General features: G+C 41.4%; 13 protein-coding genes. 12 read left to right on the forward strand and 1 reads right to left on the reverse strand.

What is annotated here, in order from left to right; translation table 11 throughout:
• Window positions 1–47: 47 nt before the first annotated feature.
• From A4S05_RS21580 to A4S05_RS21605, 6 genes are all read left to right on the forward strand, one after another.
• Entirely contained in the window at window positions 48–3,329 is a 3,282-nt protein-coding gene (locus tag A4S05_RS21580) for a non-ribosomal peptide synthetase (protein WP_069071847.1), read from the forward strand.
• Complete coding sequence (locus A4S05_RS21585) at window positions 3,326–7,621, forward strand: non-ribosomal peptide synthetase (RefSeq protein ID WP_069071848.1); 4,296 nt, start codon at window positions 3,326–3,328, stop codon at window positions 7,619–7,621. The genes A4S05_RS21580 and A4S05_RS21585 overlap by 4 nt, the downstream gene beginning before the upstream one ends.
• Window positions 7,622–7,977: 356 nt before the next feature.
• Window positions 7,978–10,782, forward strand: a complete 2,805-nt coding sequence (locus tag A4S05_RS43465) for a beta-propeller fold lactonase family protein (protein ID WP_069071849.1) — start codon at window positions 7,978–7,980, stop codon at window positions 10,780–10,782.
• An 817-nt stretch (window positions 10,783–11,599) separates the two neighbouring features.
• Entirely contained in the window at window positions 11,600–14,608 is a 3,009-nt protein-coding gene (locus A4S05_RS21595) for a peptidase domain-containing ABC transporter (protein ID WP_069071850.1), read from the forward strand.
• A gap of 102 nt (window positions 14,609–14,710) precedes the next feature.
• The gene (locus tag A4S05_RS21600) at window positions 14,711–16,294 is read left to right on the forward strand and encodes a beta-barrel domain-containing protein (RefSeq protein WP_069071861.1); all 1,584 of its coding nucleotides are present in this window, start codon (window positions 14,711–14,713) and stop codon (window positions 16,292–16,294) included.
• A gap of 103 nt (window positions 16,295–16,397) precedes the next feature.
• The gene (locus A4S05_RS21605) at window positions 16,398–16,895 is read left to right on the forward strand and encodes a DUF427 domain-containing protein (RefSeq protein ID WP_069071851.1); all 498 of its coding nucleotides are present in this window, start codon (window positions 16,398–16,400) and stop codon (window positions 16,893–16,895) included.
• 268 nt (window positions 16,896–17,163) lie between these two features.
• Here A4S05_RS21605 and A4S05_RS21610 read toward each other — a convergent pair whose 3' ends face one another.
• A complete protein-coding gene (locus A4S05_RS21610) occupies window positions 17,164–18,156 on the reverse strand; it encodes a metal ABC transporter solute-binding protein, Zn/Mn family (RefSeq protein ID WP_069071852.1) in 993 nt (330 codons plus the stop codon).
• Between the two features lie 793 nt (window positions 18,157–18,949).
• On the opposite strand from A4S05_RS21610, the gene A4S05_RS21615 reads away from it, so the two are divergent.
• From A4S05_RS21615 to A4S05_RS21640, 6 genes are all read left to right on the forward strand, one after another.
• Window positions 18,950–19,285, forward strand: a complete 336-nt coding sequence (locus A4S05_RS21615) for a hypothetical protein (protein ID WP_069071853.1) — start codon at window positions 18,950–18,952, stop codon at window positions 19,283–19,285.
• A gap of 412 nt (window positions 19,286–19,697) precedes the next feature.
• Window positions 19,698–20,048: a YtxH domain-containing protein gene (locus A4S05_RS21620; protein ID WP_069071854.1), complete on the forward strand. Its 351-nt coding sequence runs from the start codon at window positions 19,698–19,700 to the stop codon at window positions 20,046–20,048.
• A gap of 11 nt (window positions 20,049–20,059) precedes the next feature.
• Window positions 20,060–20,599, forward strand: coding sequence for a hypothetical protein (locus tag A4S05_RS21625; protein ID WP_069071855.1), 540 nt, complete (start codon window positions 20,060–20,062; stop codon window positions 20,597–20,599).
• A 441-nt stretch (window positions 20,600–21,040) separates the two neighbouring features.
• Entirely contained in the window at window positions 21,041–21,850 is an 810-nt protein-coding gene (locus A4S05_RS21630; RefSeq protein ID WP_069071856.1) for a TPM domain-containing protein, read from the forward strand.
• A gap of 104 nt (window positions 21,851–21,954) precedes the next feature.
• A complete protein-coding gene (locus tag A4S05_RS21635; RefSeq protein ID WP_069071857.1) occupies window positions 21,955–22,584 on the forward strand; it encodes a precorrin-8X methylmutase in 630 nt (209 codons plus the stop codon).
• 100 nt (window positions 22,585–22,684) lie between these two features.
• Window positions 22,685–24,100, forward strand: coding sequence for a right-handed parallel beta-helix repeat-containing protein (locus A4S05_RS21640; protein ID WP_069071862.1), 1,416 nt, complete (start codon window positions 22,685–22,687; stop codon window positions 24,098–24,100).
• Window positions 24,101–24,205 lie beyond the last annotated feature (105 nt).

Consider the following 24,205-nt stretch of genomic DNA (forward strand, 5'->3'; position numbering starts at 1 on the left):
ATTTAAATTTAACCACATTCAATAAACTGAGAAAATAATAGAGTTTTATGACCTTATCACCTGTAGATTACCAATCGACATTAACTGCGGTTGATTTTGATCCATTTGCAGATGGAGAATTACTTCTAACCGCCCCTGCTACAGAATCACAAAAAGAAATTTGGGCTTCTGTGCAAATGGGGGATGCTGCCAATTGTGCTTATAACGAATCCCAATCTCTGAGACTCAAAGGCGAACTTGATGTCAAAGTTCTCCAGTCTGCGATTGAAGAGTTAGTACAACGTCATGAAGCACTACGAACAACTTTTAGCACCGATGGCAATACACTCTGCATTGTTGCTTCTCGGCAAATTGAAATCCCTATTATTAATCTTTCTAACCTGGAACCACAAGAACAACAGGAAAAATTAGCTAGTATCTTGCGACAAGAGGTAGAGCAACCTTTTGATTTGGAACATGGCCCCCTATTTCGGGCAAAAATTGTCAAATTGCAGCCGCAGGAGCATCTAGCTATTTTGACAGCCCATCATATTATTTGTGATGGTTGGTCTTGGGCGGTGCTGATGCCAGATTTGGGTAAACTTTATTCTGGCTTACAACAGGGTATTGTTCCTGAATTGGAAGAACCAGACAATTTAAGTGAATATGCGATTTTGCAGGAAGAAGAGGCGGATAGTCCAGAAGCGATCGCCACAGAACAATATTGGTTGCAACAATTCGCTGACACTGTACCTGTTGTAGATTTCCCTAGCGATCGCCCTCGTCCACCACTCAGAACCTTTAACGCCGCCCGCGAAGATTGGCATTTAAATCCCGAACTAGTTGCCAACCTCAAACAACTAGGCACAAAACTCGGTTGTAGCTTTATGACTACTATCCTGGGAGGATTTGAGGTTTGGCTGCACCGTCTGACGGGACAAAACGACTTGGTTGTAGGTATTCCAGCCGCCGGACAAGCTGCTTTGGGGCAATATAATCTCGTAGGGCACTGCGTAAATTTATTACCATTGCGTAGCCAGATTGATGGCGAAAAATCTTTCAGCGACTATTTGCGATCGCGGCGATCGGCTGTCTTAGATGCTTACGATCATCAACAATTTACCTTTGGTAGTCTGGTCAAAAAATTAGTTTTGGCACGGGATTCTAGCCGTATTCCCTTAGTTCCCATTACATTTAATATCGATCAGGGTTTAGATAGTGATAAACTCCCCTTCACTGGTTTGGAAGTAGAATTTTTCTCTAACCCCCGTTCCTTCGAGAATTTTGAACTGTTCATTAATGCTACTGAATTACATGGCCAGATGACTCTGGAATGTCAGTACAACACTAATTTATTTGACGCTGACACTATCCGCCACCGCATGGCAGAGTTTGAAACTTTGTTATTGGGTATAGTTGCTAACCCCAATCAAAGTATTGCTAAATTGCCAATTTTACCAGCAGTAGAGCAACAGTTATTAGCAACATGGAACCAGACACAAACAGACTATCCCCAACATAAATGCATTCATCAGTTATTTGAGGAGCAGGTAGAACGCACCCCTGATGCTGTGGCGTTGGTATTTCAAGAACAACAACTTACTTATCGAGAGTTAGATATTCGCGCCAACCAATTAGCGCAATACCTGCAAACATTAGGAGTAGGTGCAGATGTGCTTGTGGGAATCTGCGTCGATCGCTCCTTAGAAATGGTGGTAGGTCTTTTAGGGATTCTGAAAGCAGGTGGAGCTTACATCCCCCTAGATCCGGGGTATCCGCAAGAACGTTTGGCTTTTATGCTTTCAGATACCCAGATCAAATTACTGTTGACTCAAAAACAGCTAATTGACAAACTACCTGCTCACGCAGCAAGTGTAATTTGTTTAGATACTGACTGGGATACTATCAACCAAGCAACACCAGAGAATTTAATTAGTAATGTCAAGGCTGACAACTTGGCTTATGTAATGTACACATCTGGTTCTACAGGTCAACCCAAAGGTGTTAGTGTTATCCATCAAGGTGTAGTTAGATTAGTCAAAGAAACTAACTATGTAAGCCTCACTAACAAAGAAGTATTTCTGCAAATTAGCCCTATCTCTTTTGATGCTTCAACTTTTGAAATTTGGGGTTGTTTGCTTAATGGTGGAAAACTAATAATATTCCCTCCCCATACGCCATCTTTAGACGAATTAGGACAATTTATTCAGCAATATCAGGTAACAACCTTATGGCTAACGGCGGGTTTATTCCATCTAATAGTCGATGAAAAAATTGATGCTTTAAAACCCTTACGTCAACTGTTAGCAGGTGGCGATGTTTTATCCGTTACCCATGTCCAGAAATTTATCAACACAGTAGAAAACTGTAAACTAATTAATGGTTACGGACCGACAGAAAGTACAACTTTTACCTGCTGTTATGAGATTACAGCACCACTCAAGCCAGGGGCTTCTATTCCTATTGGTCGCCCCATTGCTAATACCCAAGTTTATATATTAGACTCCCATTTGCAACCCGTCCCAATTGGAATCACAGGTGAGTTGTATATTGGTGGCGATGGTTTAGCACGAGAATATTTCAATCGCCCGGATCTGACGGCTGAAAGATTTATTGCCAATCCCTTTAGCTCAGATACTCAATCACGCTTATATAAAAGTGGAGACTTAGCTCGCTATTTGCCAGATGGAAAGATTGAATACCTGGGTCGGATTGACAATCAGGTAAAAGTGAGCGGTTTCCGTATAGAATTGGGTGAAATTGAAATTGCACTTTTGCAATATCCGGCAGTAAAAGAAGCGGTAGTAATTGTTCGAGAAGATGCTCCTGGTGAGAAAGTGCTGGTTGGTTATTTTGTAGCAGAAATTGGCCAAGATAGCCCGCAAATAATCTCCGAGTTACGTCGATTCTTAAAACAGCAGCTTCCTGAATATATGGTGCCCAAAATTTTTATGGCACTGGAAGCCTTGACGCTAAATGCTAACGGCAAAGTTGATCGTCGGGCACTACCAAAGCCTGATTCTTTCCGTCCAGAATTGGAAGCAAATTATGTAGCGCCTCGTACTTCCATTGAGCAGCAGATTGCAGATATCTGGACACAGGTTTTAAATGTCAGGCAGGTTGGGATTTACGACAACTTTTTTGAACTGGGTGGATATTCTCTACTAGGAATTCAAGTGGTTTCTCGACTGCGCCAAGCCTTGCAAGTAGAAATTCTCATGTCCAATTTATTTGAATTGCCAACGGTAGCAGATTTGGCTGAACGAGTGGAAACTCTGCGTTGGGCAACCCAAGGTGTTCAGGCTGCTGATAGTGAAACCGCTGATGATTATGAGGAAGGTGAGCTATGAAAACATTAGATGAACTACTCTCTGAACTACGTCAGCGCGATGTTAAACTTTGGTTAGAGGGCGATCGCTTACGCTATCGGGCGGCAAAAGATAGTCTCACGCCAGAATTGCTCACCGAGTTAAAAACTCAAAAAGCCGAAATCATCAACTTTCTCCGACAAATTACTACATCTGCCAGTTCACAGATTCCCCCAATTGTCGCTTGTGAACGGAATAGCAACTTGCCGCTTTCCTTTGGTCAGCAACGGATATGGTTCCTGCATCAATTTGAGCCTAATAGTTCCTCAAATAATATGCCCGTTGTGGTGCGTTTTACGGGGAATCTCAATGTTGCTTTCTTAGAGGAAAGTTTGCGAGAAGTCGTCCGCCGCCATGAAGTTCTGCGGACAACTTTTCCAGCAGTGAATGGAAAACCTACTCAAGTCATTGCCACTGATGTTTCTTTGACGCTGCCAATAATTGACTTGCGGCAAGTACCAGACGAAAAAAGAGAGGCGGAAGCTCTCTTACTGGCAACTAAAGAAGCTCATCAACCCTTTGATTTAGCCAATGGACCGATTTTGCGGTTGCTGCTGCTACGGTTGAGCGATCGCGAGCATCTGCTAATCTGGAATATGCACTGCATAGTTTGTGATGGAGCTTCTTCTGATCTGTTCTATCAAGACTTCACTACTATCTATAAAGCATTGTCGGGGGGAAAGGCTTCTCCCTTAACTCCCTTACCAGTGCAGTATGCCGATTTTACCAATTGGCAATATCAGTGGCTCCAAGGAGAGGTTTTAGAGTCACAGGTAAACTACTGGAAGCAAAAGCTAGAAGGCAATTTACCGATCATTGAGTTACCTTACGATCATCCGCGTCCTCATGGTGTGCAGACATATCGGGGCGATCGCGCTGCCCTGCTACTATCAAAGACGCTGAACCATGCGCTAACAGACCTGAGTCAAAAATGGGGTGTCACCCTGTTCATGACTCTACTAACAGTGTTTGAGCTATTGCTCTACCGTTATTCTGGACAAGAAGACCTACTGATTAGCTTTGCCAGTGCAAGCCGGGGACAAGTAGAAACCGAGCGGCTGATTGGATTTTTCTCTAATACTCTTGTAATGCGGGGTAACTTAGCAGGAAATCCAACTTTTCGACAATTGTTAGACCGCGTGCGTAAGGATTGCTTAGAAGCTTATACCCATCAAGACTTACCATTTGAGAGACTAATTGAAGAACTTAGACCAGAACAACAAAGTCGGAACAGTTCGTCTTTATTTCAGGTAAAGTTCTCCCTCAATCCTCCTTGGTCGAATGGTCGGGGGATGGGAGCAGTGCAACTACCTGATTTGACGATCACTTCTCTATTTGGTTACATCTATCATGGCAAGACCAAATACGATCTGACATTAGTCTTGCGGGAACAGGATAATGGTCTGGGTATGGTATTTGATTACAATGCCGAGATGTTTGATGCCAGTACCATAGAGCGAATGTTGGGACATTTCAAAACTTTACTCGAAGGCATTGTTGCTAATCCCGATCAGCCGATATCTGAATTACCTCTGTTGACAGCACCTGAGCATCAATTATTGGTTGACTGGAATAGCAAACAAGCTGATTATCCGCATAATACTTGTATCCATCAGTGGTTTGAGGCTCAAGCTAAACGAACTCCAGATAATATTGCAGTAAGTTTTGAAAATCAGCAACTAACCTATCAGGAACTCAACCAGCGTGCAAATCAATTAGCCGACTATTTGCAAACTCTAGGGGTAAAATCGGGGGTACTCGTCGGTCTTTATGTAGAACCTTCGCTAGAGATGATTGTGGGGCTGTTGGGTATTTTGAAAGCTGGGGGAACTTACGTATCCATAGCTCCGACATCTGGGCAAGATAGGCTGTCTTTCATTTTAAAAGATGCCCAAATATCCGTAGTGTTAACCCAAAGCTCATTGGTTGAGAAGTTCTCTGAGCATCAGGTAAAAGTTATCTGTTTGGATAATGATTGGGAAGGTATCGCACTACACACTACAGAAAATCAAAATTACTATACCACAGATCAGACTCTCGCCTGTGTGATGTATGTGTCCGGCGGCAATGGAAAACCCAATGGTATAGCCATTACCCACCGTAATCTTGTCACCCACAGCCTAGCAATCAGTGACACTTGGGAGTTGACCCAGAGCGATCGCCTCCTACTCTTACCTAGTATCACTTACAATTCTTTTATAGAATCATTGTTCCCCACTTGGATTGCTGGTGCGATCGCAATTCTCCAGCCTCAAGAGCTACAAAACTCGACGGCGCAGTTTTTCCCATTCATCGCTCAACAAAAGATTACCGTTGTTAATTTACCTACTTCTTTTTGGTATGAGTTAGTTAAAGAGCCATCTGTATCTCCACAAACCTTGCCAGTCAGCTTGCGCTTAGTCATGGTTGGTGGTGAAAAAGTCTCACGCAATGCTTATTTAACTTGGGTAGAAAAAGTTGGCAAGCAAGTACGCTGGCTGAATGCTTACGGATCGCTAGAAACGACTTTAACCGCCACGGTTTACGATCCGGCAACTGCTACTGAAGCCAGTAACACTCGGCCCGAAATTCCCATAGGGAGAGCGATCGCCAATACAAAAATCTACATTCTCGATCAGCGATTGCAACCCCTGCCAGTTGGCGTTACTGGCGAAATATACATCAGTGGTATTGGTGTTGCACAAGGCTACTTTAACCGTCTCGAATTAACATCTGAGAAATTTATCCCCAATCCTTTTAGCAGCGAACCTGGGTCATACCTTTACAGAAGTGGCGACTTAGGACGCTACTTAAGTGACGGCAATATTGAGTTTATTGGTCGCCTAGACAATCAGGCTAAAATTCGCGGCTTTCGCGTTGAGTTGACTGAAATTGAGACAATTTTAGGTCAATTTCCAGGCGTGCAAAAAACTGTGGTGATTGCCAAAGAAGACATTCCTGGGGATAAACATTTAGTTGCTTATCTCGTCCCCAAAGAAGGGGAGACTTTCGGAAGTGAGCAACTACTAAGTTTTCTTCAGCAAAAGTTGCCTGAGCATTTGTTGCCTTCTGCGTTTGTAATAGTCGATTCTCTGCCATTGAATGCTAATGGTCAAGTTGATCGCAAAGCTTTACCTGCGCTCAATCCAACTAATTCTAAAATAGAAAAAATATTTGCTACAGCAGAAAACCCTTTACAACTTCAATTAACAGAAATCTGGGAAAATGTTTTAGGAGTTCATCCGATTGGAATAACAGACAACTTTTTTGATTTGGGTGGACACTCGCTGCTTGCAGTACGTCTGTTTTCTGAGATTGAAAAGATTGTAGGCAAAAACTTAGCTTTATCTATACTTTTGCAAGCCCCAACTATTGAGCAATTAGCTAATATTGTTGAGCGAGAAAAATCCTCAAAATCTGGGGTTGCTGCGACACCAACATCTGACGTCAAGTCTGAAACATCAATTCCTTGGTCATCTTTAGTAGCTATTCAGCCCAACGGTTCTAAGCCTCCTTTCTTCTGTGTACATGGTTTGGGTGGAGAAGTTCTGCGTTTCCGTGAATTGGCAGTGCATTTAGGATCAGATCAACCATTTTATGGACTGCAACCACAAGGGTTAGATGGAAAGCAACTTCCTTATACCCGAATCGAAGATATGGCAGCGCACTACATTCAACAAATCCAGACTATTCAGCCCCATGAGCCTTATTTGATCGGCGGATACTCCTCTGGGGGGATAATTGCTTACGAGATGGCTCGGCAATTGGCCATGCAAGGGAAGAAAGTAGCTTTGCTAGTTTTATTTGATACCTACGGTTCAAGAAATATTGAATCTGTGCCATTAACCTCTCGCAATTGGAAGAGTCTTTTAGCAATTGCATATAACGGTCTTATTGAGCAGGTAAAAGGAAATACAGAGCGGCTGAAGTATCAAATCAAAGAGATACTCTGGCGGATTGTCTTTCACTTTCACCTGATTCTCGGACGCCCCTTACCTTACTCCAACCGGAAATACATGGTGGAAGAGGCCACCAGACAAGCACTCAGAAAATATGTTCTACAAGTTTACTCAGGTCGAGCAACCGTATTCCGAACAGAAGATGGTCTTGTAGTTGGACAACGAGAGGCTGATGCCAAAATGGGTTGGGGTAAATTGGCATTAGGGGGAGTGGATATCTATGATATTTCTGGGATTCATAATTCCATTTTTAAAGAACCCCATGTACGATCTGTGTCCGAAAAAATGAAGGCTTGCATAGATCAAATTATTGCAGAAAGTAACTCAGTGAAGTAAAAAACTTAACTCTATAAGCCAGATATAAAACCTATTTTGCTTCTCACTTCTGACTCTTTGAACTTCGTTACTCGATTAAAGTTATTTCTGAATTCTGTTTTAGTGATAGCTTTCCAACCTCATCTCTCTTGCGGGATGGGGTTGTTTTATTTGTGAGTAAGAACTTTTAAAGGCGGCTTGATATATGTGTAAATGCGATCGCTAATAAAGCCTTTGCATCAGTTCTAAACAGGATTTTGATAAGTGTATTTACTGAGGGTTTATCTTGTTTTATACAATAAACTATATAGTGCATTCCTGACCTTGCTAGCAAAGAATATTACTTTTACTAACTATTTTGCAATCTCAAGACAAACATGATGCAGAAAATCCTGAATTTCGTAGAAGTCCAAAAAAATGGCACAAATGGTGTCGATGGGCTTGGTAGTGTCTACTCCATTACGGTCAGCCCTGACGGCAAATTCGTTTATGCATCTGGATATGGTGACTCGGCGGTAGCGGTATTTGAGCGCAATCAAGAAACAGGCCAGCTGAGTTTCGTAGAAGTTCAAAAAGATGATACAAATGGCGTTGATGGACTTGCTGGTGCTGAATCCCTCGCTGTCAGCCCTGACGGCAAATTCCTTTATGTTCCTGGATATAATGACTCGGCTGTAGCAGTGTTTGAGCGCAATCAACAAACAGGACAGCTGAGTTTTGTAGAAGTTCAAAAAGATGATACTAATGGTGTCGATGGACTTAATGGTGCTGCTTCTGTAACTGTCAGCCTCGATGGCAAATACCTCTATGCTGCTGGATATAATGACTCGGCGGTAGCGGTGTTTGAGCGCAATCAAGAAACAGGCCAGTTGACTTTTGTAGAAGTTCAAAAAGATGATACCAATGGTGTCGATGGGCTTGCTGGTGCTAACTCGGTCATCGTCAGTCCTGACGGCAAATACCTCTATGTTGCTGGATTTGATGACTCAGCGGTAGCGGTGTTTGAGCGCAATCAAGAAACAGGTCAGTTGACTTTTGTAGAAGTTCAAAAAGATGATACCAATGGTGTCGATGGACTTGCAGCCGCCGCTGTTGTAACTGTTAGCCTCGATGGCAAATACCTTTATACTGCTGGATATAATGACTCAGCGGTAGCGGTGTTTGAGCGCAATCAAGAAACAGGCCAGTTGACTTTTGTAGAAGTTCAAAAAGATGATACCAATGGTGTCGATGGACTTGCTCAAGTCTACTCCATCACCATCAGCCCCGACGGCAAATACCTCTATGCTGCTGGATATAATGACTCAGCGGTAGCGGTGTTTGAGCGCAATCAAGAAACAGGCCAGTTGACTTTTGTAGAAGTTCAAAAAGATGATACCAATGGTGTTGATGGGCTTGCTGGTGCGACTGTTGTAACTCTCAGCCCTGACGGGAAAAATCTCTACGTAGGTGGATATGACGAGGCGGCGGTGGCGGTGTTTAGTGCGCCTTTCAACAATGCGCCAGAATTGGCAAATGAAATTCAAGATCAAGAAGCTACCGAAGATAGTGTCTTTAACTTCATTGTTCCAGTTGACACCTTCAGCGATGCAGATGTTGGAGATATCCTGACTTACACTGCAACTCTGGCAAATGATGATTTACTACCGACTTGGTTGAACTTCAATCCTACTACCCTTACCTTCAGTGGCACTCCGACAAATAACGATGTGGGTAGTCTAGACATCAAAGTTATCGCTGAAGATATTGCTGGAGATAAAGCCAGTGATGTATTTACACTTGCGGTTGCTGACAAGAATTTTGAACCGACAAATTTGATATTTACCGCTATCAGCGATGACGACGATGACGACGATGACGATGATGATGACGATGATGACGATAGTGGTACTGGCGACGGAGATGATGATGACGATGATGATAAAAAAATCATTGGTTTCTTCACCACCATTGACCCAGACCAAGACGATAAACACACTTATAGTTTAGTGGCGGGTGCTGGAGATACTGATAATAGTGCATTCATCATTGAGGGAGATAGCTTAAAAATTAAATCTGATGTCACTAAATCTAGCTATAAAATCCGCGTTCGCACTACTGACCTTGGTGGACTTTCTTTTGAAAAGGATTTAGCTGTTAATATTGATGGCTTTGGGTCTACTACAAATACCCAGATAACAACAATTTTTCAGCTTATAAATATTACTCAGAATATCTTTATTGTCAACAGTAAAGTTAAGGGTAAAAAAGGAAAGCTCTCTCTTAAGATTAAAAACAACAATTCTAAAGAGGTGAATGAACTGTGTGTATTTGCTGTTGACGATGATGAAGGTAGAATTAACGGCATAGCCCCTGGTGCAGAGGGTTATACGCGAGTTGCTTTAGAGCGTTCAAAGGTGATTTTTTCCTCCATTGCTAAACTGCCCAAGGGTTTTAAGAATGATGATCTGAAAAATATCTTAGAATTCGAGTCTGGTACAAAACTCAGATTCTTTCTGATATCCAACAGTACTACTCAGGCTGTACTGTCTGGAAAAAGTTCTTTCTCAAGTGTCGTTTTTTCTTCAGCTACAAGTAACAACACAGAAGAGGAAGGATTTTCTCTCAACTTCAAGGATTTCACTGTTACAGTTCAGACAACAGAAGAAGAGGTATCTTTAGGTACTGGTTTGCAAGGCAAATATCAAGGTGAACTGATTGATTTACGAAGTGTGACGCAGTTAGTAACAGCCGAGTTTACAGTCAACAGAGAAGCAGCTTACAACAACTTTGTCGGCTTCTATCAAGTGGCTGATGAAAATGGTGGTATTGACACCAATGGTGATGGCAAAGCAGATATTCTCGTTGGCCAGGCTGGTTACGCCCAAGCCGCTGTGAGTGCGCGTGTTACAGGCATTGACTTGGTAGCGGACAACCAAGGTACTGCAAATTACACTGGCACTTTCGGGCCGAATTCTTTGTTTGCACCATTTATTATTGTGGATGGTAAACCCGATGCTATTCTCAATGGCAATGGCAATAAGAAGGTTTACTTCTCATTCTTGGGCGCTAACTCAGATAAAGTAGATCACATTCGACTGTTGGGAAATAATACCTTTGGTTTTGAGGATTTGCCAAATGGTGGTGACAAAGATTACAACGATGTGATTGTGCAGGTAAAATTGAGTGTTAATCCTGCCTAGTATCAAACGCGAGTAATTACTTAGCAAAATCAAACAACCTCATCCCGGTTGCGGGGTGGGGTTGTTTAATGCATGGTGATTAAATTGGCGTGATATTAATTAAACTAGTGAATTTACTGAAGGCAGTTATTGTCTTTCCTTCATAAATTTAATGGTTGATTCCTCTAGGGTGACAAAAATCTTCACCTTTACTTTTCCAGTTAATTTTTATTAAATTAAGCTACCAAAAAGTGATGGAAAATTCTTTCATAATCGGGTATCACGCTGTTTATCAAGAAAGCTCACTGTCTTTTGCCATACGTAATATTGTTAATCCCTATGTTAAAAAATTTGTAAAACATAACTCAGAAATTTAAAGGTTTTTTTATTACATAATTCTTAATAGGGTATTTACTTAGGAAGGCATCTGTGATACTTTCATGTTGATTATCATAAATTCAAATAGGCAACCTTAAATTTAACAACCGCTTTTCTGTGTCTTGGGTTGATGATAAGTATCCATCGTTCATAGTTGCAATGCTAAATATTGATTTTAAACTTGTATAAATTATGTAGCGTTAACCAAGTGATAACTTGTTCTCGATATATTTACACTATTTTGTTCTGAACAATGCATAAAAATAGAAACCATCTGATGTAAGTGCAGGTATGCAATTAGACTAAAATACCCTCTGTATCTATACATATTGAGCCACACTGAATGCCATAAAAGTCTTGCTGCTGGTGGCATAAAACCAAACACTGCCACTGTTAGTAAAAAAGATACTCTCTAATATTTTCCACTTTATTCCTCACTTTTACCTTCAACTTGTTTTATATGACTTATATTAAGAACACTTTTACCGAATTTATCACCACCCTAGAAGGGTTTGAACAGTTACCAGATGGAGCGATCGCTAATCTATCAGAACAACTGCAAGCTTGGCGATATCGCATAGGTCAGAAAATCATCGGTAAAGAAAGTCTCCCAGAACGCATCACCATTATTTATGAGGGACAAGTGCGCCTGTTGGGATACGACCCCCAGACGCAAATGCCAATTACCCTAAAATTACTGCAACCAGGGGAAATTATTGGCGAAATTGGTTTGTTGCGCGATATCCCCTGTGAAACAGCGATCGCTTCTACCGAAGTAGTCTGTTTAACCTTGAGTGCATCAGCATATTTTAGCTTTCTGGCTTCATACCCAGCTTTTGCCGAAGCTCGTAAGAACCGCAGTTATTTGGTAGAAGTTTTCGATATTCTCGGTTCCTATTGGCAAAAACAAGCGATCGCTACTTTAAACCTCAGAGAACTGGCAGAAACAGCTTTACCACAGGCGAAAGTACAATATTTACCCCCAGGAAAAACTTCATTCAACCAACTGGACAGTGAAAGCGTCTGGTTTGTAAGTGGCGGTGGGACAGTCACGAATTTATCACCTGGCGATCGCTTAGAATCAGACGACGACAGAGACAAGATTCAGGTCATAGGTCAAAACCCCGTAAGGTTACTTGGTATACATCCCTCAGATTTGATCTTGGAAGATAGCCATGAGATAGTACTTGCGGTAAATAACACCCAATTGGATACCCAAGATGAAGATGAATTAGATATCCCTTACGCATCAGACGAAATAGTTCCACAGACAGCCCCCCAGACTTCAAATAGTTCGTCAAAACAGAAATACCCGTTTTTTGGTGGTAAAGGAGAACTAAATACAGCCTTCGCCTGCTTCCAAATGGTCGCAAAGCACCTAGAAATACCGTTTCGCCGAGAAGTGGTTCGCCGCATCTTAACCGAGCAAGTCAAACGTCAGGGTACTATATCGTTTCAAGTTACTGCTTACCTGGCGGAGTTGATCGGACTTAAGGCGCAGTTAGTAGATATACCAATTGCTTCAGTGACGCGCATTCCGACACCGGCGTTGATTCGCTATGGTGATAATTTTGCAGTTTTATATGCAGCGGATGCAAACACCGTGGTAGTGGGTGTCCCATCTAAAGGAATTGTGCGCTGCAAACCTGCTCAATTGGTTGAACAATTAGATGTTGATCCAACCACCTTCCCACCCCAAGCGAGAGTATTACTGCTTACTGCTACCAATCAAACACCCCAAGAACGCTTTAGTTTACGGTGGTTTATACCCTATTTGTCAAAGCATCGGCGAGTCTTAATAGAGGTTTTTATTGCTTCCTTTTTCGTGCAGTTGGCGGCGTTGGCAAATCCGCTAGTTGTCCAGTTAATTATCGACAAAGTTATCACTCAAAATAGTATTGGTACACTACATATTTTGGGGATTTTACTATTAGTAGTCGGGCTATTTGAAGCAGTCCTGACTACCTTACGAACCTACTTATTTGTCGATACCACTAACCGGATCGATATGGGATTAGGGTCGCAAATCATCGATCACTTACTACGTTTACCGCTGCGTTATTTTGAACGCCGACCAGTGGGTGAACTTTCTACTCGGATCAACGAACTAGAAAATATCCGCCAATTCCTGACGGGTACTGCCTTAACGGTGGGGTTAGATGCTCTGTTCTCGGTGGTTTATATCGGTGTAATGCTGATTTACAGTTGGCAACTCACCTTGGTAGGCTTAAGCACAATTCCTGTGTTTATCGTGATCACCTTAATTGCTTCTCCCACCATTAGTAGACAGTTACGCGCCAAAGCCGAACGCAACGCCGAAACTCAATCTTATTTAGTGGAGGTGATGTCAGGAATTCAAACAGTTAAAGCGCAAAATATCGAATTGCGATCGCGCTTTTCTTGGCAAGAGCGTTATGCTCGGTTCGTCGCCGCTGGTTTTAAAACAGTTGTGACTTCTACCCTCGCGAACTCTACCAGTAACTTTCTCAACAAACTCAGCAGTTTATTAGTTTTGTGGGTAGGAGCTTATCTAGTACTCCAAGGAGAATTAACTTTAGGCGAATTAATTGCCTTTAGAATTATATCGGGTTACGTCACCAGCCCCATATTGCGTTTAGCTCAACTCTGGCAAAGCTTCCAAGAAACTGCCTTGTCTCTAGAGCGTTTAAGCGATATTGTCGATACACCACAAGAAGGAGAAACAGACCGCTACAACATACCCTTACCTGCGATTAAGGGAGCAGTGAAATATGAAAATGTTTCCTTCCGTTTTGGTACAAGTGGCCCTCTACAACTTTCTAATGTCAACCTCGAATTTGCACCAGGGAAATTTATCGGCATCGTCGGACAAAGTGGATCTGGTAAAAGTACGATGATGAAATTACTGCTGAGACTTTACGAAACCGAGTCTGGCAGAATCTTGATTGATGGTTATGATATCGCCAAAGTGGAACTTTATTCACTGCGACGACAAATTGGTGTAGTTCCTCAAGAAACGTTGTTATTTGATGGCAGTGTTCAGGAAAATATTGCCCTAACCAATCCCGATGCGACAACCGAAGAAATTATCGAAGCGGCTCAAGTTGCGTGCGCCCATGAGTTTATCATGAACTTGCCCAACGGTTACAACACACGGGTGGGAGAACGCGGTTCAGCACTTTCAGGTGGACAACGACAAAGAATTGCGATCGCTCGTTCTGTTTTACAACGACCAAAATTATTAGTTTTAGATGAAGCAACTAGCGCCCTAGACTATCCCACAGAACGGCAAATCTGTCTGAATTTAGCCAAAGCATTCAAGGGTGATACAGTATTTTTTATTACTCACCGCCTGAACACCGTGAGTAATGCAGACATGATTGTTGTGATGGATAATAGCAGGGTTATAGAACAAGGAAGCCATCAAGAATTAATGGCTACTAAAGGTCATTATTATTATCTATATCAGCAACAAGATGTGAACTTGTAATTAGTCATTAGTTGTGGGCAAAGGTTTTTGGCATCGGTAAACATTGCCCACCCTACAAAAAATTTAAAATCCAAAATCCAAAATCTAAAATCCAAAATCGTTATGACTCAACTTAATGGGAATCATCTCAACGGGAATCAAAAAAACGGCAATCAGAAAAATGGATCTAAACAAGATTCACCGATACTGACAAAACAACAGAAAGCTGATCAAGAGTCTTTAATTAATTCAAGTTCTCAAGAATTTGAGCAATCTGTTGTCTTGCGCCAATCTCCAATTTGGTCGCGTACAATCATGGTTACTCTTATGGCTTTGGCCTGTTTTGGAATTACCTGGGCTTATTTTGCAAAAATTGAGCAAGTAGTGCCAGCAACAGGGCAATTAAAGCCGGAAGGAACAATCAAAGAAGTTCAGGCTCCTGTTAGCGGAGTAGTAAAAACAGTTAATGTCAAAGATGGACAAGAGGTAAAGCCAGGAGATTTGCTACTGACCTTTGATTCCATAGCCCCTGTTGCTGAATTAAATTCTTTGAACCAGATTCGCATTGCATTAATAAAAGAAAACCAGATTTATCGCCGATTAATGGGAGCGAGTAATGCTACAGGCTCAGAACTGTTATTTTTGCGCGGTAATTTGCCACAAGAAACTGCTTTTCTGCTGAAAAGTCGGGCAGCACTAGTAGCAGAAAATGACCTATTGCGGACTCAATTAAAAAATTCTGGTCAAGATTCTAGACTAGGTATTGATGAACAGCAACGTCTAGAAGTTGCCAAAAGAGAGTTAGATTCTCGATCAGCTGCGGCAGAATTAGAAATAGAGAAAACCAAAAAACAACTGTCTCAAAATCAAGTCAAACTAGAAGATACTAAAGCCGGTTTAGCAATTCAACAGCAGATTCTAGATAAACTTAAAATATTAGCAGAAGAAGGCGGTATTTCTCAGCTTCAATATCTCAACCAACAACAACAAGTACAAACCCTCGCAGCGGAAGTAGCACAACTAGGTGAAGAACAAAAACGCCTCCAGTTTGATATTCAAAAAGGACGGCAAGAGCTAAGTAATACCGTAGCTGTTTCTGATAAAAACATTGTAGACAATATAGCTAATAACAAAAAACGCATTGCCGAAATCGATAGTCAATTCACGAAAGTTCTTCTAGATAACGAACAACGTTTGGCAGATGTCAATAGTAAAATATCTCAAACACAGTTAAACGTTAGATATCAAGAACTCCGCGCACCTGTAGCTGGAACAGTTTTTGATTTGCAAGCAAAAAACCCTGGTTTTGTAGCGAATCCGACTACAAAACTGCTGCAAATTGTCCCCAATGAAAACTATATAGCTGAAGTTTTCATCACCAACAAAGATATCGGTTTTGTACGGAAAGGCATGAAGGTAGATGTCAGAATTGACTCCTTTCCTTACAGCGAGTTTGGCGATATCAAAGGGGAAGTGAGTAACATAGGGTCAGACGCATTACCGCCAGACCAAACCCATCAGTTTTATAGATTCCCGGCAAAAGTGTCATTGGATAAGCAATCCTTAGTGATTAGGGGTAAAAATGTTACCTTGCAATCAGGTATGTCCATCAGCGCCAATATCAAAGTGCGTGAAGAACGGACTGTGCTTAGTTTATTCACTGAGTTGTTTACCAAGCAAGTTGATAATCTTAAACAGGTGCGTTAAACAAATTTGAGATTGGAAATTGTGAGAAACTGGAAAATAAGTAATGCATTAGTAATGGTTTATATTAAAAAATATAAGCCATTACTAATTGCTGATATCTAAAATGGTTAATTCTCAACGCATCGAACCCGCTCCTGGACAAGAATCAGTTTGGGATTACCCCCGTCCTCCTCGTCTAGAGGACACAAGCAAACATATCCAAATAATCTTTAACGGCGTAATAATTGCAGATACCCACAACGCCAAACGTGTTTTAGAAACTAGTCATCCTCCTTCTTACTACATTCCTCCTGCGGATATCAAAATGGAATATCTACAAATGACACCACAATCTAGCTTTTGTGAGTGGAAGGGAGGTGCTGGTTACTACACCATTCAAGTTGGTGACAAAGAAGTTCATAATGCTTGTTGGTTCTATCCCAACCCTACACCAGCCTTTGAATCTCTCAAAGACTACGTAGCTTTTTACGCTCATTTAATGGATAAATGCTACGTTGATAGCGAAGAGGTGCAACCACAACCCGGTAACTTCTACGGCGGTTGGATAACTAGTGATATTGTTGGGCCATTTAAAGGCGCTCCTGGTACTTGGGGATGGTGAGTCAATTTTAGATTTGGGATTGTAAACTTGATAAGTCTAAATAAAAGAATCTCTTTTAACGTTTAAAATCCGAATTTTATCGAACAGAATTCTGACTTCTGAATTCTTCTTCAACTGAAAAAATAGGTTTATAAACCAATACGGTTCAGCTAAGGGCTAAGTGTACAAAATTGTGGGTTTTCGAGACGCGATAAATCGCCGTCAAGACAAGTGTATTGGTCTTATCTGAACTGTATTGGTTTATAGATTTACTAAATTGATGTTATTGCTATCTAGCAGCTTTCACTTGAAACATCAAATATGTCCCTCCTAGACCTTCCACAATTGTGCGTGTATTGGCAATCATCATTTTTTGATAAGTGTCCCCGTCGCTTCCTGCTTCTCCAAGTCCCTCAGCATACAGGTTTCTGTTAGAAACTTTCACTTCGGCTTCTGTGGCTACAGATTCAATCAAATTAGGGTTAATTTCTACCTTAGCAAAAACTGTTGGCACTCTAGCCCGCTTAATATTTGTAGCTAAATTTTTGACTCGTGCGGCTGTGAGTTTTTCGTTAGTACTAATACTTTGTAATCCCCCCGCTAATGGAATATCGTATGCTTTGGCGTAATAACCCAGTCCATTATAGGTTGTAACTAACTGGCGTTGTTTGGCAGGAATACTGGCAATTCTTGACTTAATCCAGCTATCTAGTTGAGTCAGTTCATTTGTAATTTTTTTGGTATTGCTGGTATAAGCCTCTGCATCACTAGATTCTAATTTTCTCAAGTTACTATTAATTACCTCCACCATTCTGATAGCATTTTTGGTATTGTGCCAAAGATGAGGATCAGTTACATTCTTACCACCTGCCTGAAATTTTTGTGGCTTAGGCACTGCCAGTTGACCAACGGCTATTTTCGGTGCTGGGTTTTTAGTCGCTTTAATTAATTTGATCAGATTTGGTTCAAAATTATAACCAGTATAAAGAATAAGATTAGCTTGCTCAATGGCTTCACGATCTTCCTGTTTTGGTTTATAAAATTGGGGGTTGGCAGTAGGAGGAATTAAGCAGGTGAGGTTAACTGTATTTCCGGCAACCTGTCTGGTTAAGTCACACAGTACGCTTGTAGTCGCTACGACTTGAGGAAGATTCTCATCTACCTGGGTGGTAGTCTGAGTGAATGTGGTTCTTGCAGCTTGATTTCCACACCCAACAAATCCAATCGTCAAAGTAACAAAAGTAGCTCGAAAGAAATTATTCAATGGTGATTTTTTTGACATCCTCAACTCCTACTGGATGTATAAAAAAAGATAATCATTATCGGTAAAGTATTAGTGAAATAGCAAGAGGAAGTCTTCAGCAGGGAAGAGGTTAAGGGGAGACAGGTAAGCCTTCGGCTGAGAAAAGGGTAAAGCTTAAGGGAGGAGGAATTAATAGACTCTCTCCTTTCCCTTTTCCCCAGTCCACACCCAGCAATGTTTGGTTGGTGAACCATTAGTGAGGTTTTTACAGGCAAAATATAGGAATCCGCTTTGATTCCTGAAATTATTTGCGTAGGGAGGGAACAGGGAACGGGGAACAGGGAAGAAGGAATAAAAGTGTACTGAGTTTTTTTCAAAAATCAAATACGAGTCCTATATTTAGTTAACTTCACGCAATAGGCTGGAAAACTGGTAGAGGTAGGAGCACAATAATAAAGACGATGCTGGTAAGCCTTCAAGGAGTGTAGTGTAGTTCTCTCACCGTCTGTTGAAGAGGCTATACCATTGTGCTTGCACACCACAAAGATCGCAAATTGAATAGAGTTATCAGGTTAAGGAGTGGGACGTAGTAATGATGAGGCTTATTGAGCATACGGGTTGATTTCGCAAACCGAGTCGTGAATCTAAAGTAATTGTAGCTGTGGTTTTGCGAGGTGTGGACATATAGTTGTTACAAAATTGGCAAATTGGCGATTTTTTAGCCTTCAGCCTTTGTTAGACTAAATTTTCACCCTCTAATTTTTTAATCATTAAATCAGAGCCAAACAAAGTATATAGAACAAATCCTCAAAGCTAATATTGAAGATAAACAATGGTAATTTTAGTTGTCATAATTAACACCCTCATTTCCCTGACACTACTGTATGTGGCTTGGCGGGTGTGGCAACTCAAGCAGCAGCTAGCATACATAGCAGATAGATTAACCGCCTATGAAAGTTGTACCCATACAGCACTGAATAAAGCACCCGAAAATATTTATCTCAGTCAGCAGAATATCCATAACTTACGGCAGAGAAATCAAGCGCTACAAATACAAATTCAACAAGTGCGGCAAATTATCAGTCTACTTTTGCTAGGAAGGCAAATCTGGCAGCGTTATTTTCCGAAGCTAGAGTTAATAACCGGGAAAAGAACAGTTGGAAAATGAGTTATGTCAGGTTCACATGAACATTTATAATTAGGGCTGACGAGGGACACTGAGAGGAGTCCGTAGTAAGATACCTCATGGTGCATTAACTTCTGGCGTAGGCATCGCTCCCCCTTCTCATCCCTTACTCTTTAAGTTTGCTAGCAAGAGCGTCTCCGTCAGGAGAAGGGTACGGAACTACGAGGGATGTGCTAACACAAAGAAACCGCGCCAGAAGGCTTGTCGGAGGTTCTAAACTTGGGGATATACGGATATTTTTGGATTATTAAGTAATTAATGCTTTTGATATTAATGAATAAAAGCAACATTTCTGGCTGATATTTTGTCACGATAGATTAACTGGATAAAATCGGTTGAGTCTTGCAAGGGGAGACAACCCACCTAAAATGGGTGTAAGGAGAGAAACAATAAGATGTCTAATAACCGTTCTGGAGTATTTATTGGCGGTTTGATGCTGGGGGCTACCATCGGTGCTTTGACCGGGTTGCTTGTCGCTCCACGCACAGGGCGCGAAACGCGTAAAATTTTGAAAAAATCTGCCAATGCTATCCCAGAATTGGCAGAAGATTTATCAACGAGTGTGCAAATCCAGGCAGATCGTCTCTCTGCTAGCGCACTACGAAACTGGGATGAGACTTTAGATAGATTACGGGAAGCGATCGCAGCTGGTGTAGATGCCAGTCAGCGAGAAAGCCAAGTCTTGAAGCGACAAGCATCTGTGGAAGACTCAGATTCGCTTCCCCAGGAATTAGAACGCTCATAAATGATACAACCGTGATTGAACCCCTGTTTTGGTTGGGACTTTCCTTACTTTTAGTCGCCACAAGCTTGACTGCGGTTTTAGTGGCGGCAATACCGGCTTTGCAGGAGTTAGCACGCGCGGCTCGCAGTGCAGAAAAGCTATTTGATACCCTGTCACGGGAGTTACCGCCCACTCTAGAAGCTATCCGCGTAACTGGCTTAGAAATCACTGACTTAACTGATGATGTCGGTGAAGGTGTAAAAAGTGCTAGTCAAGTAGTGAAACAAGTTGACCAAAGTCTTGATAGTGCAAGAATTCAGGCTCAAAATCTGCAAGTAGGTACACGGACTATTTTTGTTGGCGTGAAAGCTGCTTGGAGAAATTTCACGCGCCAAAAACCTGCGAGACGAACAGGCGATCGCTTACCAAGCAATGAAAAACCACCACTCACGTTGCGAGAACGAGAAGTCCTAAAGCAAGAAAATCGTCGGAGCAAAGCAGAGGTATACCGCGTTAATGACGATTATAACGATGCCACTAGCTGGGAAAACAATTTCGATGATGAAGATTGAGCAGAAAAAGGGCGTAGAGCATTGTTTATTTTTATTGTTGCAGTGTTAAAAGGTGGTATTTCATCAGCTTAAAAAAGCCATTTTTGTTTATGGATAAACTTTGGCGTTGTATTCAGCAATTTGGGAAAACGAGTGAAGCATATTTTAATCAAGCCGTCTTTTTAGGAGAAAAGATTGTTCCCCAAATCCAATCATTCCACTTTTATTGTATGGGGAACTCCGCTATGGCTTAGTCATTTTGAGTATTTTAACCGATTGACAAAATACACATTATCTTAAATTCTCACGAATACCACTCCCCAATCCCTAATCCCCAAAAACGCTTTGCTTTGATCCCCTAGATTAGAGTAAAGTAAACAAGTGTAAAGAACTATCATTTTTCTAGTACTCTTTTAAAACAACCTGTTCGCTTTTACCGTTGATATTTGTATAAAAACGTCCATGCAATCTTGTTTTTGGCGACGAATTCTCGTATCTATTGCAATATTTTTCCTGGCTGGGTCAATTTGGGTCATGCATTCTCCCCCAGCACTGGCTTATGACAATCCTGAGTTACTCCCTAACACCTTTACCCCAGTTGTAGACTTAGCTAAATCTCTGCCTGTGCTGCAAGAAGAAAAGCTTGTCAAAGATTTAGAGCAGTTTGAAGCCGATACAGGCTGGAAACTGCGAGTATTGACTCAGTACGATCGCACCCCAGGTCGCGCAGTTATAAAATATTGGGGCTTGGATGACAAAAGTATTTTACTAGTTGCCGATTCTCGTGGCGGTAACATTCTCAGTTTTAGTGTCGGCGATGCTGTTTATAAGCTTTTACCCCGGACTTTCTGGATAGAATTGCAAACCCGTTTTGGTAATTTGTACTTTGTCCGCGAACAAGGCGAAGACCAAGCCATTCTGCAAGCTTTAGAATCGGTTAAAGGCTGTTTAATCAAAGGTGGTTGCAATGTTGTCCCCGGACTGCCACGAGAACAGTGGATTCTCACCTTGATTACCTCAGTTATTGGTGGGGTGATTTGTGGATTTGCAGCTCAACCCCGCGAGAAAGGACAAGTTTTTGCTTGGCAATGGGCTTTAATTTTCTCACCTTTGTGGGGAATCTTGTTTATTGCCTTTGGCATTGGGCCAGTGGTGACACGCACAAGTGACTGGTTACCTCTAGTTCGCAATATCTCTGGGTTTCTCATTGGCGTCTTGGTTGCCTACTTATCTCCTATTTTCAGTCGGCCTTCTTCCAGTAATGAGTTATGAGTGAGTAGTTAGGAGTTTTTAATTAACTTATCACTCCTAACTCCTAACTCTTAACTCTCTGAAGCTGATAAGCTGAAAGCTAATATTTGAGAAGCTCAACAAAAATGGAATGGCACGTAACTGATGCTCAAAGTTTAGCAATTATTGATAGTGAAATTGGTGCTCATGTCTTTTCACCCGCAGAGTATGAGATTGTGCGTCGGGTAATCTACGCCACGGCTGACTTTGAGTATAAGTCTTTGATTCGCTTTTCTGAGCGTGCCTTGCAAGCTGGAGCCGCAGCACTAGCCGCGCGTACCACGATTGTGGTAGATGTGCCGATGGTACAAGTAGGTATTGCATCTGACATTCAAAACACCTTTGCTAATCCGCTGTATTGCAGCATGGAAGCTCTAACACGCCCTCAAAAAGAAAAAACTCGCGCAGCATGGGGAATAGAAACCTTAGCAAAGCGTTATCCAGAAGGTATTTTTGTGGTTGGTCAAGCACAAACGGCATTGACTGCACTGGTAGATTTAATTGAAGCTGAGGAAATTAGACCTGCTTTAATAATTGCGACTCCAGTGGTATTTGTAAATGCTGATGAAGCTAAGGAGCGTTTACAAGACTCTCTAGTGCCTCATATTACAATTGACAGTCGCAAAGGGAATGCAGTTGTAGCAGCTGCGATCGTTGATGGATTGGTAGACTTGGCTTGGCAAGCCTATGGACAAGATGGAAATCGGGGAAGCTAGTCAGGTCGGCTCTATTGTATTCTGTATCCAAAAGAGTATTCAAAATCACTGGATATCCTGATATTTTTGTTAAGTAGTGCATATCAAGGAGCCTTTTGTTGTGGTAATTCAAGGTTTCAGTTTCAGCGCATATCTTGCAATTCCTGTAGTATTAAGTCTTTTGGCTGAGGGAGAAAGTATAAAAGTACCTTTAGTTGAAAACGTCCATCAGATATCCACTAACAAGGAAATGCTCCTATCCAGCCGTGAGCTAATCAGCGCTCAAGTAACACCGAAAACATACTATGTTAGTGGTGCTGGAAACGACAAAAATAGCGGACTCTCTACTTCATCCGCTTTTAGAACTATTCAAAAGGCAGCAAATCTAACTAATCCTGGCGATACAGTATTGATTATGAATGGAGTGTACACAAATTCAGCAAAGGCTGGGAGTGTAGTACATATTAAACGTTCTGGAACTGCAAAAGCATGGATTAAATATAAAGCATATCCTGGGCATTTACCAAAAATTCAGCACAATACATGGAATGGTATCTTAGTTTCAAATGGAGCTTCATATATCGAGATCAACGGGCTAGAAGTCATCGGAAACAATGCCAATATAACCCTTGATTATGCGATGAGTCAGAAAACTAACAAACTAAACCCGCTGACGAATGGAAATTGCATCAATGTAGATGGACGAACAAATGGTCATAGCCGCCATATACGTATTGTCAATAACAAGGTACACAAGTGTGGAGGAGCAGGCATTTCAGCGATTGAATCGGACTACGTAACAATAGATAATAATGTGGTGTTCGATAATGCCTGGTACAGCGTTTATGGTTGCAGTGGCATTTCGATGTTGAACAATTGGAATTCTGACAACAACCGGGGATACAAGATGTTTGTTACCAACAACAAGTCCTACAACAATCGTATGTATATCCCTTGGATTGCAGTTGGAAAGATCACAGACGGTAATGGCATTATTATTGATAGTACAAGAAATGATCAGAATAACTCAAAATTGGGTGCATATAAAGGATACACTTTAGTTCAAAACAATCTTACATTTAATAATGGTGGATCAGGTATTCATGCATTTTTGAGTGAGCATGTTGATATTGTCAATAACACAGCTGTTTTAAATAATCAAAGTCCAGAAATTAATGGCGGGCAAATATTTGCTCATACGTCATCTGATGTCAGAATTCTTAGGAACATTCTTTATGCTTTCCCTGGAAAACAGGTTAATAATAATACTAAAAATACAAATGTTGTTTATGATTCTAATATCTACATCAATAGTTCTAAGGTAAGTGTTAAGGGCCCTCGTGATATTGTTGCAGACTCACAATTTTTAAGTAAGTATCCTACTCTAGAAAAAATCTCTGGTGATTGGAAGTTGCGGCTAGATAAACAAAACCCACCAAAGCGGACTTATGTAGAACCTCAGTCGGCAGGTTTTGTTTGTGGGACAGTGACTTATCGCTTGCAAGGAAAACTTATAAAAGTTGGATGTTCTCGTTAGTAATTAGCCAATCTCGATGAAACGAGTTTCAGAGAATGTTTTAAAAGTGGTTGGCTGTAATTTTAGGCACTTATTGATTCTCACAACCCCCCTTAAAAAGGCTAC

The sequence above is a fragment of the Nostoc sp. KVJ20 genome (assembly GCF_001712795.1).
Lineage (GTDB): Bacteria > Cyanobacteriota > Cyanobacteriia > Cyanobacteriales > Nostocaceae > Nostoc.